12 protein-coding genes and 1 pseudogene are annotated in these 15,478 nt (G+C 65.4%); 11 read left to right on the top strand and 2 right to left on the bottom strand.

The annotated features are described in order from the left end of the window. Position 1: 1 nt before the first annotated feature. Positions 2-577: an NAD(P)H-dependent oxidoreductase gene (locus AC5QPF_RS14505; RefSeq protein WP_494963879.1), complete on the bottom strand. Its 576-nt coding sequence runs from the start codon at positions 575-577 to the stop codon at positions 2-4. 202 nt (positions 578-779) lie between these two features. On the opposite strand from AC5QPF_RS14505, the gene paaA reads away from it, so the two are divergent. The 11 genes and pseudogenes from paaA to AC5QPF_RS14450 all read left to right on the top strand — a co-directional run bounded on the left by paaA (position 780) and on the right by AC5QPF_RS14450 (position 14,721). Beyond that, complete coding sequence (gene paaA / locus AC5QPF_RS14500; protein ID WP_494963878.1) at positions 780-1,769, top strand: 1,2-phenylacetyl-CoA epoxidase subunit PaaA; 990 nt, start codon at positions 780-782, stop codon at positions 1,767-1,769. Positions 1,770-1,794: 25 nt separating this feature from the next. Continuing rightward, entirely contained in the window at positions 1,795-2,076 is a 282-nt protein-coding gene (gene paaB / locus AC5QPF_RS14495) for a 1,2-phenylacetyl-CoA epoxidase subunit PaaB (protein WP_330077913.1), read from the top strand. Continuing rightward, the gene (gene paaC, locus AC5QPF_RS14490; protein WP_494963877.1) at positions 2,076-2,843 is read left to right on the top strand and encodes a 1,2-phenylacetyl-CoA epoxidase subunit PaaC; all 768 of its coding nucleotides are present in this window, start codon (positions 2,076-2,078) and stop codon (positions 2,841-2,843) included. The genes paaB and paaC overlap by 1 nt, the downstream gene beginning before the upstream one ends. Next, positions 2,830-3,363: a 1,2-phenylacetyl-CoA epoxidase subunit PaaD gene (gene paaD / locus AC5QPF_RS14485; protein WP_494963876.1), complete on the top strand. Its 534-nt coding sequence runs from the start codon at positions 2,830-2,832 to the stop codon at positions 3,361-3,363. Before paaC ends, paaD begins: the two co-directional genes overlap by 14 nt. A 21-nt stretch (positions 3,364-3,384) precedes the next feature. Continuing rightward, on the top strand, positions 3,385-4,461 hold the full coding sequence (gene paaE, locus AC5QPF_RS14480; protein WP_494963875.1) for a 1,2-phenylacetyl-CoA epoxidase subunit PaaE: 1,077 nt from the start codon (positions 3,385-3,387) through the stop codon (positions 4,459-4,461). Positions 4,462-4,573: 112 nt separating this feature from the next. Then, the gene (locus AC5QPF_RS14475) at positions 4,574-4,882 is read left to right on the top strand and encodes a DUF485 domain-containing protein (RefSeq protein ID WP_494963874.1); all 309 of its coding nucleotides are present in this window, start codon (positions 4,574-4,576) and stop codon (positions 4,880-4,882) included. Then, a pseudogene (locus AC5QPF_RS14470) lies at positions 4,873-6,441 on the top strand (cation acetate symporter); the annotation flags it as partial. The gene AC5QPF_RS14475 and the pseudogene AC5QPF_RS14470, both read left to right, overlap by 10 nt. 28 nt (positions 6,442-6,469) lie before the next feature. Next, the gene (locus tag AC5QPF_RS14465; protein ID WP_494963873.1) at positions 6,470-7,696 is read left to right on the top strand and encodes an OprD family outer membrane porin; all 1,227 of its coding nucleotides are present in this window, start codon (positions 6,470-6,472) and stop codon (positions 7,694-7,696) included. A gap of 32 nt (positions 7,697-7,728) precedes the next feature. Next, entirely contained in the window at positions 7,729-9,783 is a 2,055-nt protein-coding gene (gene paaZ, locus AC5QPF_RS14460) for a phenylacetic acid degradation bifunctional protein PaaZ (RefSeq protein WP_494963872.1), read from the top strand. A 178-nt stretch (positions 9,784-9,961) separates the two neighbouring features. Beyond that, positions 9,962-12,196 (top strand): TonB-dependent receptor domain-containing protein, encoded by a 2,235-nt coding sequence (locus AC5QPF_RS14455; RefSeq protein WP_494963871.1) that lies wholly within the window; start codon positions 9,962-9,964, stop codon positions 12,194-12,196. A 59-nt stretch (positions 12,197-12,255) separates the two neighbouring features. Further along, complete coding sequence (locus tag AC5QPF_RS14450) at positions 12,256-14,721, top strand: TonB-dependent receptor domain-containing protein (protein ID WP_494963870.1); 2,466 nt, start codon at positions 12,256-12,258, stop codon at positions 14,719-14,721. A gap of 139 nt (positions 14,722-14,860) precedes the next feature. Here AC5QPF_RS14450 and nfuA read toward each other — a convergent pair whose 3' ends face one another. Continuing rightward, complete coding sequence (gene nfuA, locus AC5QPF_RS14445) at positions 14,861-15,445, bottom strand: Fe-S biogenesis protein NfuA (protein WP_494963869.1); 585 nt, start codon at positions 15,443-15,445, stop codon at positions 14,861-14,863. Positions 15,446-15,478: the final 33 nt, after the last annotated feature.

Genomic DNA, 15,478 nt, shown 5'->3' with positions numbered 1-15,478 from the left:
TTCAACTCCTGTGACTGAACAACTCGCGGCCAATACGCCGCGCCGCCTCGAAATGCCCCTGCGGAAACGCTTCGTCCGCCTGGGTCAAAAGCGCCGAGGATGCCACCCGCGCGCCGCAGTAGGCAAAGATTCCGTGCTCGATCTGGGTATGCATGGCCACGCCATAGCCGTGCTTGTCATAGGTTCGCGGCCCGGCACCACCCAGCGCCACCAGATGCACCGGCAGCCGCTGCAACAGCCCGCGCTCCTGCTCGTCGTAGGCCCAGCCGCCACTGAAGACCCGATCGATCCAGCCCTTGAGCAACGCCGGGAACGACCACCAGTACACCGGATAGACCAGCACCAGGGCGTCGGCACGATCGATACGCACCTGCTCGGCCAGCACATCCGCCGGCACCACCGCCCGCTCGCGGAACAGCGCCAGGTCGTCGGGGTTGTAGCGCGGGTCGAAGCCTTCGGCGGCAAGGTCGGCGATCTCGAAACTGTGGTCCGCGCCAATGCCCTGCGTCAGTTCGAGGGCGACGCGATGGGTCAGGGACCGGGGATCCGGATGGGCAACGACGATCAAGGCATGCATGGCTGACTCCTGCGGATTGGCTGAAAGCACTATGTACCAACAGTAGGTTGCTTTTAGTACATAAAACAAGTCCCCCGCGTAAACCCGCAATCCGATACAAAAACCAATCACGACACCAATTTTTGTGTTTGATATTTGATTTTGTATCACTTATAACTGTCTCCACGCCCAAGCCCCCACGACAAAAAGGCGGGAGACTCACATGTACGCACAACTGGTCGAAACCGGCGTCAAGCGCCTGAAGACCCTCGAAGAGATGTCCGAGCAGGAACGCGCCTTCCAGGAGCGGATCGATGCCGAGATCAAGATCGAAGCCAAGAACTGGATGCCGGATGCCTATCGCCAGACGCTGATCCGGCAGATTTCCCAACATGCCCACTCCGAGATCGTCGGCATGCTGCCGGAAGGCAACTGGGTCACCCGCGCCCCGTCGCTCAAGCGCAAGCTGCAACTGATGGCGAAGATCCAGGATGAGGCCGGGCACGGTCTGTACCTGTACAGCGCCATGGAAACCTTGGGCGCCGATCGCGATACGGAAATTGAAAAACTGCATAGCGGAAAAGCAAAATATTCCAGCATCTTCAACTACCCGACCCTGAGCTGGGCCGATGTCGGCGCGGTGGGCTGGCTGGTAGATGGCGCGGCGATCGTCAACCAGGTGGTGCTGCAACGCACCAGCTACGGCCCCTACTCGCGGGCGATGATCCGCATCTGCAAGGAAGAGAGCTTCCACCAGCGCCAGGGCTACGAAATCCTCCTGACTATGATGCGCGAGGGCACCCAGGCGCAGAAGGACATGGTCCAGGACGCCATCAATCGCCTGTGGTGGCCATCACTGATGATGTTCGGCCCCAGCGACGAACACTCGCCCAACAGCGCCCAGTCCATGGCCTGGAAGATCAAGCGCCAGAGCAACGACGAGCTGCGCCAGCGCTTCATCGACCAGACCGTGCCGCAGCTCGAGCTGCTGGGCTGCACCGCCCCCGACCCGGATCTGAAGTGGAACGCCGAGCGCGGCCACTATGACTTCGGCGCGATCCAGTGGGACGAGTTCTACGAAGTGCTCAAGGGCAACGGCCCGTGCAACCTGGAGCGGGTCGCCACCCGCCGCCAGGCCATCGAGGACGGTGCCTGGGTACGCGCGGCCGCCGTCGCCCACGCCCGCAAGAAAGCCAACAAGAACGCCGCCTGAGCGTCGCCTGACCGGAGATACCGCCATGTCCGAATGGACCCTGTTCGAAGTATTCGTGCGCAGCAAGCACGGCCTCAACCACAAGCATGTCGGCAGCGTGCATGCCGCCGACGCCGCCATGGCCATCGAAAACGCCCGCGAGCTGTACACCCGGCGCAACGAGGGCGTGAGCCTGTGGGTGGTGCCGTCGGCGCTGATCACCGCCTCGTCGCCGGACGACAAGGACCCGCTGTTCGCCCCCTCCGAAGACAAGATCTACCGCCACGCCAGCTTCTACGAGCTGCCGGCCGAAGTGGGGCACATGTGATGAGCGCTCCTGAGAACGGCGACCTGATCCAGTACCTGTTGCGCCTGGGCGACAGCGCCATGATCCAGGCCCAGCGCCTGTGCCAGTGGTGCGGCCGCGCCCCGGCGCTGGAAGAAGAACTGGCGCTGATGAACGTCGGCCTCGACCTGGTCGGCCAGGCGCGCAACTGGCTGGAATATGCCGCCGAGCTGGGCGCCGACGGCCGCGATGCCGATCACCTGGCGTTCCGCCGCGACGAGCGCGCCTACCGCAACCTGCTGCTGGTGGAGCAACCCAACGGCGACTATGCGGTGACCATCATCAAGCAGTTCTTCTACGACGCCTGGCATTTCGCCGTGCTGCAGGGCCTCAGCCACTCCAGCGACGAACGCATCCAGGGCATCGCGGCCAAGGCGCTGAAGGAAGTCACCTATCACCTGCGCCGCTCCGGCGAGTGGGTCGAGCGCCTGGGCGACGGCACCGAAGAAAGCCGCCAGCGCATGATGGCCGCCCTGCCCCAGGTGTGGCGCTTCACCGTCGAGCTGGTGGATGCCGACGCGGTCGAGCAGCGCCTGTTCCAGGCCGGGATCATCGGCAATCCGGAGCAGGTGGCGCTGGCCTGGCAGCGCCAGGTCGAGGAGACCTTCGAGCGCGCCACCCTGCCGGTGCCACAACCGGCCAGCCACTTCTACCTCAGCGGTCGCCAGGGCCTGCACAGCGAGCACCTGGGCCTGCTGCTGGCGGAAATGCAGTGCCTGCCGCGAGCCTATCCCGATGCAACCTGGTGAGCTGATCGCCAGCGACCGCGGCGCCCGCGCGCCCCGGGCCGATGACCTGAGCCAGGCGTGGACGGTGCTGGAACAGGTGATGGACCCGGAAGTGCCGGTGGTCAGCGTGGTCGACCTCGGTATCGTCCGCGACCTGGACTGGAACGGCGGCCACCTGCGGGTGGTGGTCACTCCCACCTACTCCGGCTGCCCGGCCACCGAGGTGATCGAGCAGGACATCCGCCAGGCCCTGGAACGGGCCGGTTTTGCCGCGCCGATGCTGACCCGGCAACTGAGCCCGGCCTGGACCACCGACTGGATCAGCGCCGGCGGCCGCGAGCGCCTGCGTGCCTATGGCATCGCCGCGCCGGTGGGCAGTGCGAGCAAGCGCAGCCTGCTGGGTGAATCGGGCCAGATCGCCTGCCCGCAGTGCGGCAGCGTGCACACCGAGTTGCTCAGCGAGTTCGGTTCCACCGCCTGCAAGGCCCTTTACCGCTGCCTCGATTGCCGCGAGCCCTTCGATTATTTCAAGTGCATCTGAGCGCTTGCTGGAGACTTCCCCATGAGCCAGTTCCATAGCCTGACCGTCAAGCAAGTGCGCAGCGAGACCCGCGATGCCGTGTCGATCCTGTTCGATGTGCCACACGAGCTGGGCGAGACCTTCCGCTTTACCCAGGGCCAGTACCTGGTCCTGCGTACCCAACTGGACAACGAGGAAGTGCGCCGCTCCTACTCGATCTGCACCGGGATCAACGACGGTGAGCTGCGGGTGGCGGTGAAGAAGGTCGCCGGCGGGCGCTTCTCCGCCTTCGCCAACGAGGTGCTGAACGCCGGTGACGTGCTCGACGTGATGCCACCGTCCGGCAGCTTCCACGTGCCCCTCGATCCGGCACGCCAAGGTCATTACCTGGCGGTGGCGGCCGGCAGCGGCATCACGCCGATCCTGTCCATCGTCAAGACCACCCTGGAAGCCGAACCGGACAGCCGCTTCACCCTGCTCTACGGCAACCGCGCCAGTGGTTCGGCGTTGTTTCGCGAGCAGCTGGAAGACCTGAAGAACCGCTACCTGCAGCGCCTCAACCTGATCTTCGTGTTCAGCCGCGAGCAGCAGGACATCGACCTGTACAACGGCCGCATCGACGCCGACAAGTGCGAGCGCCTGTTCGGCCGCTGGGTCGATGTGGCGGGCCTGGAGGCCGCGTTCATCTGCGGCCCGCAGGAAATGACCGAGACCGTGCGCGATGCCCTGAAGGCTCGCGGCATGGACGCCGGGCGCATCCATTTCGAACTGTTCGCCGCCGCCGGCAACGAAGCCCGGCGCCAGGCCCGCGAGGCGGCGCGGCAGGTGGATGCGGCGGTGAGCCAGGTCACCGTGATCAGCGATGGTCGCGCCCTGTCCTTCGAACTGCCACGCAACAGCCAGAGCGTGCTGGATGCCGGCAACGCCATCGGTGCCGAGCTGCCTTATTCGTGCAAGGCCGGGGTGTGCTCGACCTGCAAGTGCAAGGTGATCGAGGGCGAGGTGGAGATGGACAGCAACCATGCCCTGGAGGACTACGAGGTGGCAGCCGGGTATGTGCTGTCGTGCCAGAGCTACCCGGTGAGCGAGCGGGTGGTGCTGGACTTCGATCAGCTCTGAGGCAGGACCGGCCCTATCGCTGGCAAGCCAGCGATAGGGCCCGAAAGAACACAGCAACACTCCAAGCGTGAACGACACAACAACTACAACAAGATCAAGAGAGCGCACACCCATGACCCCCAGTCATATCGAATCCATCCAGAACCACCCCGACTTCCAGCAACTGGTGCAGCGCAAGCGACGCCTCAACGGCAGCCTCACCGCCGCCATGCTGGTGATCTACTACGGCTTCGTCCTGCTCGTGGCCTTCTCCCCCAGCACCCTGGGCCAGTCCCTCAGTGGCGGCGTCACCACCGTCGGCATGCTGGTGGGCGTGCTGATCGTGCTGGTGTCCTTCGGACTGACCGGCATCTACGTGTACCGCGCCAACAACGTCCTCGATCCGCTCAACGACAAGGTCAAGCAGGAGTGCGCACAATGAACTGGACCGCCATCGGCATGTTCCTGCTGTTCGTGCTGTTCACCCTCGGCGTGACCCGCTGGGCTGCCCTGCGCACCCGCTCCGCCGCCGACTTCTACACTGCCGGCGGCGGCCTCACCGGGATGCAGAACGGCCTCGCCATCGCCGGCGACATGATCAGTGCCGCTTCCTTCCTCGGTATCTCGGCGATGATGTTCCTCAACGGCTACGACGGCCTGCTCTACGCCCTCGGCGTACTGGCCGGCTGGCCGATCATCCTGTTCCTGATCGCCGAGCGCCTGCGCAACCTGGGCAAGTACACCTTCGCCGACGTGGTCTCCTATCGCCTGTCGCAGACCCCGGTGCGCCTGACCTCGGCGTTCGGCACCCTGACCGTGGCCCTGCTCTACCTGGTCGCGCAGATGGTCGGCGCCGGCAAGCTGATCGAACTGCTGTTCGGCATCAGCTACCTGTACGCGGTGATCCTGGTGGGCGTGCTGATGGTGTTCTACGTCACCTTCGGCGGCATGCTCGCCACCACCTGGGTGCAGATCATCAAGGCGGTGATGCTGCTCTCCGGCACCACCTTCATGGCCTTCATGGTGCTCAAGCACTTCGGCTTCAGCACCGAGGCGATGTTCGCCAGCGCCGCCGCCGTCCATGCCAAGGGCACCGCGATCATGGCCCCGGGCGGCCTGCTGTCGAACCCGGTGGACGCGATATCCCTGGGCCTGGGCATGATGTTCGGCACCGCCGGCCTGCCTCATATCCTCATGCGCTTCTTCACTGTCAGCGACGCCAAGGAAGCGCGCAAGTCGGTGTTCTACGCCACCGGCTTCATCGGCTACTTCTACCTGCTGCTGATCGTCATCGGCTTCGGCGCCATCGTCATGGTCGGCACCGAACCTGCCTACCGCGACGCCAGCGGCGCGATCATCGGCGGCGGCAACATGGTCGCGGTGCACCTGGCGCAAGCCGTGGGCGGCAACCTGTTCCTCGGCTTCATCTCGGCCGTGGCCTTCGCCACCATCCTCGCCGTGGTCGCCGGCCTGGCCCTGTCCGGTGCCTCGGCGGTATCCCATGACCTGTATGCCTGCGTGGTGCGCAAGGGCCAGGCCAGCGAACAGGAAGAAGTACGGGTATCGCGCATCGCCACCCTGGTGATCGGCGTACTGGCGATCATCCTCGGCCTGCTCTTCGAGTCGCAGAACATCGCCTTCCTGTCCGGACTGGTGCTGGCCATCGCCGCCTCGGTCAATTTCCCGGTGCTGTTCCTCTCGATGTTCTGGAAAGGCCTGACCACCCGTGGCGCCGTGGCCGGCAGCCTGGGCGGGCTGGTGTCGGCGGTGATCCTGCTGGTGCTGAGCCCGGTGGTCTGGGTCAACGTCCTGCACCACGACAAGGCGCTGTTCCCCTACAGCAACCCGGCGCTGTTCTCCATGAGCGTGGCCTTCTTCAGTGCCTGGGTCTTCTCGGTCACCGACCGCTCGGCCCAGGCCAGCGAGGAACGCGGCCGTTATCTCGCCCAGTTCATCCGCTCCATGACCGGCATCGGCGCTGCCGGCGCCAGCAAACACTAATCACAACGACGACTCGGGAATAACAACAATGAACCCCATTCGCCTTCTCGCCGGGCTCACCCTGCCCCTCGCTTGCGCCCCGGCCATGGCCGGCTTCATCGAGGACAGCCACGCGAAGATCGAACTGCGCAACCACTACATCAACCGCGACTTCCGCCAGGACAACGCGCCGCAGTCCAAGGCCGAGGAATGGGCCCAGGGCTTTACCGCCAAGCTGGAGTCCGGCTTCACCGACGGCACCCTCGGCTTCGGCGTCGATGCCATGGGCCAGTTGGGCATCAAGCTCGACTCCAGCCGCGACCGGCGCAACACCGGCCTGCTGCCCTATGGCCGCAACAGCCTGGAGCCGGCGGACGACTACAGCGAGCTGGGGGTGACCGCCAAGGTGCGCCTGTCCAAAAGCGTGCTGCGCCTCGGTACCCTGCAGCCGCTGCTGCCGGTGGTCACCTACAACGACACCCGCCTGCTGGCCTCGACCTTCCAGGGCGGCCTGCTGACCAGCCAGGACATCGACGGCCTGACCTTCAACGGCGGGCGCCTGACCAAGGCCAACCTGCGGGATTCGTCGAGCAACGACGATATCGGCTACGGCGCGGCCAGCAGCGACCACTTCGACTTCGGCGGCGGCAGCTACGCCTTCAACCCTCAGCTCAGCGTCAGCTACTACTACGCCAAGCTGCAGGACATCTACCGCCAGCAGTACGTCGGCCTGGTCCACACCCTGCCCCTGGGCGAAAGCCTGAGCCTGCGCAGCGACCTGCGCTGGTTCGACAGCCGCGGCGACGGCGCCGAGCGCGCCGGACGCATCGACAACCGCAACTTCAACGGCATGTTCACCCTGTCCATGGGTGCGCATAAATTCAGCGGCACCTTCCAGCAGATGTCCGGTGACAGCGCCTTCCCGTTCCTCAACGGCGGCGACCCGTACACGGTCAACCTGGTCACCTACAACACCTTCACCCGCGCCGGCCTGGATTCCTGGCAGGCACGCTACGACTACGACTTCGCCGCCCTCGGCATCCCCGGCCTGACGTTCATGACCCGCTACACCGACGGCCGCCACGCCAAGGCCGCCGGCATCGACAACGGCCGCGAGCGCGAACGCGACACCGACCTCGCCTACGTGATCCAGAGCGGCCCGCTGAAGAACGTCAGCCTGCGCTGGCGCAACGTCACCTTCCGCTCCGGCAACGGCCTGACCAATGCCCTGGACGAGAACCGCCTGATCGTCGGCTACACCCTGGCGCTGTGGTAACAGCGCCCCCTACAAGAATCGGAGGACACACGATGTCTGCTGCCCCTACCTTGCAAAGCTTCATCGCCGGTCGCTGGATCGGCCAGCACGGCGCCCAGTCCCTGCGCAGCGCCCTTGACGGGCATGTCCTGGCTCATTCCCACGAAGAGCGCCTGGACTTCGCCGAAGCCCTCGACCACGGCCGCCTGCAGGGTCGTGCGGCGCTGATGGCCATGGACTTCCAGCAGCGCGCGGCGCGACTCAAGGCCCTGGCCCTGTACCTCGCCGAGCGCAAGGAGCAGCTCTACGCCCTGTCCCACCACAGCGGCGCCACCCGCGCCGACAGCTGGATCGATATCGAGGGCGGCAATGCCACGCTGTTCTCCTATGCCGGCATCGGCGCCCGCGAACTGCCGTCGGGCAACCTGGTGCACGAAGGCCCGGCGATCCCGCTGGGCAAGCAGGGCCGTTTCGCCGGCAGCCATATCCTGGTGCCACGGGCCGGGGTGGCGGTGCATATCAACGCCTTCAACTTCCCGATCTGGGGGATGCTGGAGAAGTTCGCGCCGACCTTCCTCGCCGGCATGCCCTGCATCGTCAAGCCGGCCACCGCCACCAGCTACCTGACCGAGGCCGTGGTGCGCATGATGGACGAGTCCGGCCTGTTGCCGGCGGGCGCGCTGCAACTGGTGATCGGCAGCACCGGCGACCTGCTGGAACGCCTCGACGGCCAGGACCTGGTGACCTTCACCGGCTCGGCCGACACGGCGGCGAAACTGCGGGTCACCCCCAACCTGATCCGCAACTCCGTGCCCTTCACCGCCGAGGCCGACTCGCTGAACTGCTCGATCCTCGGCCCGGACGTGAGCCCGGACAGCGAGGAATTCGAGCTGTACATCAAGGAAGTGGCACGGGAGATGACTACCAAGGCCGGACAGAAATGCACGGCGATCCGCCGGGCGATCGTTCCGGCGCGGCACCTGGATGCAGTGGCGACCCGCCTGCGGGATCGCCTGAGCAAGGTGGTGGTGGGTGATCCGTCGGTGGAAGGCGTGCGCATGGGCGCCCTGGCTTCCCATGCGCAGCAGGCGGATGTCGGCGAACGTGTCGAACAGTTGCTGCGCAGTTGCGACCAGCTGTTCGGCGCCAGCGATGGCTTCGAACCCCGTGGCGAGGGCGTGGCCAATGGCGCCTTCTTCGCCCCGACCCTGCTCCTGGCGCGGGATGCCCATGCCGAAGGCGGTGCCCACGATATCGAGGCGTTCGGGCCGGTCAGCACGCTGATGACCTATGACGACCTGGATGAAGCACTGGTGCTCGCCGCCCGTGGCAAGGGTAGCCTGGTGGCGAGCCTGGTCACGGCCGATCGCGCCGTGGCGGCCAAGGCAATCCCGGTGGCGGCAGCGTGGCATGGTCGGCTGCTGGTGCTGGATGCCGAGGCGGCTGTCGAATCCACCGGTCATGGTTCGCCGTTGCCGCAACTCAAGCATGGTGGTCCGGGTCGTGCCGGGGGTGGTGAAGAGCTGGGCGGGCTGCGTGCAGTGAAGCACTACCTGCAGCGCGCTGCGGTACAGGGTTCGCCGAGCATGCTGATGGCAGTGACGGGCGAGTACGTGCGTGGCGCCGAGGTGATCGAAACCGAAGTACACCCGTTCCGCCGCCACTTCGAGGACCTGCGCATCGGCGAATCGCTGCTGACCCACCGCCGCACGGTGACCGAGGCGGACCTGGTGAACTTCGGTTGCCTGTCCGGGGATCACTTCTACATGCACTTCGACGAGATCGCGGCGCGGGAGTCGCAGTTCGGCAAGCGTATCGCCCATGGGTACTTCGTGCTGTCGGCGGCGGCCGGGCTGTTCGTCAGCCCCGCACCGGGGCCGGTACTGGCCAACTATGGCCTGGACACCCTGCGCTTCATCAACCCGGTGGGGATCGGCGACACCATCCAGGCGCGACTGACCTGCAAGCGCAAGATCGACCAGGGCAAGAAGAGCCCGCAGGGCATTCCACAAGGGGTGGTGGCCTGGGATGTGGAGGTGACCAACCAGCTTGGGGAGCTGGTGGCCAGCTATGACATCCTGACCCTCGTCGTCAAAAAAGAAGGCTGACGCAGACCGCTGTGCTTGTGACCTGCTGCTGTAGCAGCAAGCATTCACCATCCACTTGCTGCGCAACTAGCACAGCGGCTGCAAAAATCCTGATTTATTCATATAAATCAACAGCTTGAAAACATGGCACAAACCCTGCTCTACCCTTTGCATCAGCACTGCTCGGGGAGGAGCAACCATGTTCAAACTCAATCCAATCGCCAAGGGTATCGGCCTCAGCCTGCTGCTCGCCGGCCCCACCCACGCCGCCGACGAAGACACCGCCACGCCGGCCCTGAAGACCGTCACGGTCACGGCCCAGCACCGCGAGGAAACCCTGCAGGAAGTCCCTGTAGCCGTCTCTGCCGTACAAGGCACCAACATCACCGCCGACGGCGTGCGCGCCATGGGCGACATCACCACCTTCATTCCCAACGCCTCGGCCAAGAACCCCGACGGTGACGGCCGCCCGCGCTGGTACATCCGCGGCCTCGGCACCGGCGACACCGGCGCGGCCACGGTCTACCCGGTGGGCATCTACGCCGACGACGTCTACCTCAACGCCCCGGTGGCCGGCGGCGGCCCACTGTTCGACCTGGAACGCATCGAGATCCTGCGCGGCCCGCAAGGCACCCTGTATGGCAAGAACACCACCGCCGGCGCGGTCAACGTGATCTCGAAAAAGCCGACCTTCGACACCGACGGCTACGGCACCATCGGCTTCGGCAGCAAGAACGAGCGCATCCTCAATGGCGCCATCGGCGGCTCGCTGGTGGACGACCGCCTGGCCGGCCGGGTGTCGCTGTACTCCGAGGAACGGGACGGTTTCACCCACAACCTGACCAACGACCAGACCTACGGCGACGTCAACAAGAAGGCCGTGCGCGTGCAGTTCCTGGCCAAGGTCAACGAAGACCTGGAAGCCCTGCTGAAGATCCACGGCCGCGAGTTCAAGGGCGACGGCAGCAGCGGCTCCCTGACCCTGGGCCGCTACTACAACGTCGGCTACGAGCGTCCGCACGGGCGCAAGATCGAGCTGAACACCGACGAGGACTACAAGCTGGACCACAGCGGCACCTCGCTGACCCTGAACTGGAACCTCGGCGACTACACCCTGACCTCGATCACCGCCTACGACCATATCCGCAACCAGTCGCTGACCGACGCCGACTACACTCCGTACGAAGTCAACGGCGCCAGCGACAGCGACGCCACCTACGACCAGTACTCCCAGGAATTCCGCCTGGCCTCGTCGCAGCAGGAAACCCTGCGCTGGATGCTCGGCACCCACTACTTCCACGAGACCCTGGACAACAGTTCGGTGCGCAGCATCATCCCGGGCCCGACGCCCAACGGCACCGGTTCCAACCAGACCGGCGGCACCGTGGACTACCGCAACCTCGACTACACCCACCGCACCGACAGCTATGCGCTGTTCGGCAACCTGGCCTACGACTTCACCGACAACCTGACGGTCACCGGCGGCCTGCGCTGGACCACCGAGAAGAAGGACATCGACCTCGACCTCACCCAGCTGACCCGCGCCACCGCCAAGGGCCCGCTGATCCCGCTGACCGCCGCCGGCAGCAACGGCAGCCGCGAGGAGAGCAAGCGCTGGGACGCCTGGACCTACGACCTGACCCCGGAATACCGCATCAACGACAACCTGCGGGTGTTCTTCCGCTACGCCCACGGCTTCCGTTCTGGCGGCTTCAACACCGGCCTGTCCACCAGCCTGGCGCAGCTGACCACGGTCGATCCGGAAGAACTGGATGCCTATGAACTGGGCCTGAAGTCGGAGTGGTTCGACCATCGCCTGACGGTCAACGCCAACGTCTTCTACTACGACTACCAGGACATCCAGGTGAACCTGCTGACGGTCAACAGCGGCATCCTCACCACTGCCCTGACCAACGGTGCCAAGGGCAAGGTCAAGGGCGCCGAGCTGGAGATCGAGGGCCAGCCGACCGATCGCCTGCACCTGCGCGCGGCGCTGTCGTTCCTCGATACCGAGTACACCGACTTCAAGAACACCAACCCCAACACCGGCGCGGTCACCGCCGACTACAGCGGCAACAGCTTCGTCCGTTCGCCGCGCTACGTGGTATCCCTGGGCGGCGACTACACCCTGCCGCTGGACATCCCCGGCAAGCTGGTGGCCGGTGGCGACGTCAGTTTCCGCGACAAGGAATACTTCCTTGCCGACCGCCAGAGCAGCGCCGACGCCCCGCTCAACCAGCCCCACTACACCCTGGCCAACAGCCGCCTGACCTGGTTCAGCGCCGACGAGAAGCTCAGTGTCACCGGTTTCGTCAACAACCTCACCGACCGCCGCTACCAGGTCCACGGCCGGCCCAACGGCACCGCCGGGCAGTACGTGATCACCTACGGCGACCCGCGCACCGTCGGTCTGAGCGTCACCAGCCGGTTCTGACCCTGCCAGCCGACGCCACGCGGCGCCGGCCCCCTTCCGTGTTACAGGAGTAGCCTTGCATGTTCCGTCTTGATCCCTTGGCCGGCGCCATCGCGCTGGTCATCGGCAGCCTTGCCGTGCCCGTCGTCCAGGCCGACGAGGCCGCCAGTGGCGCCAAAAGCGACAAACTCGACACCGTGGTGGTGGTCGGTACCCGCCGCAGCGACGTGACAGCGCTGGAAAGCGCGGCGCCGGTGGATGTCCTCAGTGCCGAGCGCCTTGAAGAAACCGGTGCCCGCGACCTGTCCGGGGCGCTGACCGCCCTGTCGCCCTCGTTCAGCTTCCCGCAGTCGCCCCAGGGCGCCTTCGCCGGCTCCATCGCCCAGGGCGCCTCGCTGCGAGGCCTGGCCTCGGATCAGGTACTGGTGCTGGTCAACGGCAAGCGCCGCCACAGCAGCGCCAACGTCACCCGCCAGAGCCTGGCCAACGGCCGCGGCGCGGCGGCGGTGGACCTGAGCCTGATTCCGCTGAGCGCGGTGTCGCGGGTGGAGATCCTGCGCGATGGCGCTGCCGCGCAGTACGGCTCCGACGCCATCGCCGGGGTGATCAATATCGTGCTCAAGGAAAACGACGACGGCGGCAGCATCGGCTACCGCTTCGGAGGCTACGACAAGGGCGATGGCCTGCAACGCAAGCTCAGCGGCTGGAAGGGCTTCGCCCTGCCCAACGACGGCTTCCTCACCCTGTCGTTCGACGCCGGCAACCAGGACCCGGCCAGCGATACCAACCCGGACAACCGCATCTTCTATCCCGGCGACACCAGCGTGAACACGCCGCGCGAGCAGAACAACCGCTACCGCACCTGGCGCTGGGGCTCGGGTGGCGTGTCCGACCAGTACAACTTCGTCGCCAACAGCGAGATCGGCGTCGGCGACGGCCTGACCGCCTATGGTTTCGCCACCTACGGGCACAAGAACACCGACGCCGAGGGCTTCTTCGACCCACCCACCACCCTGCGCAGCAACTACGGCAGCGTCGCCCTGTCGCGCTACCCGGACGGGCGCCTGCCGATCACCCGCTATGCCCTGGAGGACTACGCCGTCACCGGCGGCCTGCGTTACGAGAACGAGCAACTGGGCAAGTTCGACCTGGCCGCCAACTACGGCAACGACACCCTCGAGTCTACCGACCGTGACGCGATCAACCCCAGCTGGGGCACGGCCAGCCCGTACAACATCTACACCGGCAAGCGCGAGAACGAGCAGAGCAACCTGACCCTGGACTGGGTCCGTGACTTCCCCACCGACCTGCTGGCCAAGCCGCTGACGGTTTCCGCCGGCCTGGCCTGGCGCAAGGAAAACTACAGCCTGAGCGCTGGCGAGGCCGCTGGCTGGCAGAACGGCGCGCTGTTCAACACCCTCGACCCGGTGACCGGGCGGCGGATACCCGGCTACTACTCGGGCATCACCAACGTCGACGCCGCCGAGCTGGAGCGCAAGGTCTTCGGCGCCTACCTGGACCTGGAAGGCCAGATCACCGACAAGTTCCAGGCTGGCCTGGCGGTGCGCTCCGAGCATTATTCGGACTTCGGTGACACCACCAACGGCAAGCTGTCGCTGCGCTATGACTTCACGCCCGAGATCGCTGCACGCGGCAGCATCAGCAGCGGCTATCGCGCACCGTCGCTGGTGCAAAGCGGGCTGTCATCGTTCAGCGTGCAGGTGGTGGAACAGCCGTCGGGCAGCGGCAACTGGGTCGAGGTGCAACAGCGCACCCTGCGCGCCGACAGCCCGGAAGCGGCGCTGCTGGGCGGGCGGGCGCTGAAGCCCGAAGAATCCACCAACTACTCCCTGGGCCTGGTCTGGCGGCCGTTGAGCAATGCCTCCTTGAGCGTCGATGCCTACCGCATCGATATCGACAACCGCATCACCCTTTCCGACCAGTTGCCGTCCAGCGTGGTCGGGCCGATCTTCGCCGGCACGCCCTACGCCAACATTCAGAGCGCTGCGTTCTACACCAATATCGCCGACACCCGCACCGACGGCATCGAGCTGAGCGGCCAGTACCAGTTGGACCTCGCGGCCTATGGCCGGCTGGACCTGAATGCCGGCTTCGCCAAGACCCGCACGCGGATCACCGATCTGCGCGATGTCGGCGGGATCAGTGGCGAGCAGATCGTCGGCCGGGCGACCCAGGGCCTGATCGAGCACGGCAGCCCGGAAAACAAGCTGACCCTGAGCGCCAACTGGCTCTACGAGAACTGGGGGCTGACCGTTACCCAGCGTCGCTACGGCGAGTGGAAAAGCCTCAACGCCAGCAACCCGGCGCTGGACCAGACCTTCAGCCCGCAATGGGTGACGGACCTGGACCTGAGCTATCGCTTCGATCTGGGACTGAAAGTGTCGGTGGGGGCGATCAACCTGTTCGACAGCCATCCGGACAAGTTGAAAGGGGCTCAACTGTATGGCGTGCCGAAGTATTCGATCACATCGCCTGAGGGGGCGCAGGGGGCGTTCTACTACACGAGCGTGAGCTATGACTTCTGACTGAAACCATCCTGGCGACACGTACCATGTGGGAGCGGGTTCACCCGCGATTGCGATGGAGAATTCACTAAAGCAATCGCGGGTGAACCCGCTCCCACAGGGTTCGCGGTACATTCAGGCTTTTTGTTCGCCTGCTTGATCAGTAGTAGGCGTTTTCTTTCTGCGTGTGGTCGGTCACGTCACGCACGCCCTTCAACTCCGGAATGCGTTCGAGCAAGGTCCGCTCGATGCCGTCCTTCAGGGTCACGTCGGCCTGGCCGCAGCCCTGGCAGCCGCCGCCGAACTGCAGCACGGCAATACCATCATCGACCACGTCGATCAGGCTGACCTGGCCACCGTGGCTGGCCAGCCCCGGATTGATCTCGGTTTGCAGGTAGTAGTTGATCCGCTCGTTGATCGGGCTGTCGTCGTTGACCATCGGCACCTTGGCGTTCGGCGCCTTGATGGTCAGCTGGCCGCCCATGCGGTCGGTGGCGTAATCGACGACGGCGTCGTCGAGGAAGGGTTCGCTCACGGCATCGATGTAGGCGGTAAAGCTCTTCAGGCCCAGCGCGGTATCTTCCGGCTTTTCTTCACCTGGCTTGCAGTAGGCAATGCAGGTTTCGGCATATTGGGTGCCGGGTTGGGTGATGAAGACACGAATACCGATTCCTGGGGTGTTCTGCTTGGACAGCAGATCGGCCAGGTAATCGTGCGCGGCGTCGGTAATGGTTATGGCGCTCATGGAATTTCCTCACAGACTTGTCGGCAGTTTACG

The sequence above is a fragment of the Pseudomonas sp. Con_6 genome (assembly GCF_059379395.1).
This window is presented reverse-complemented; position numbering and strand designations above follow the sequence as displayed.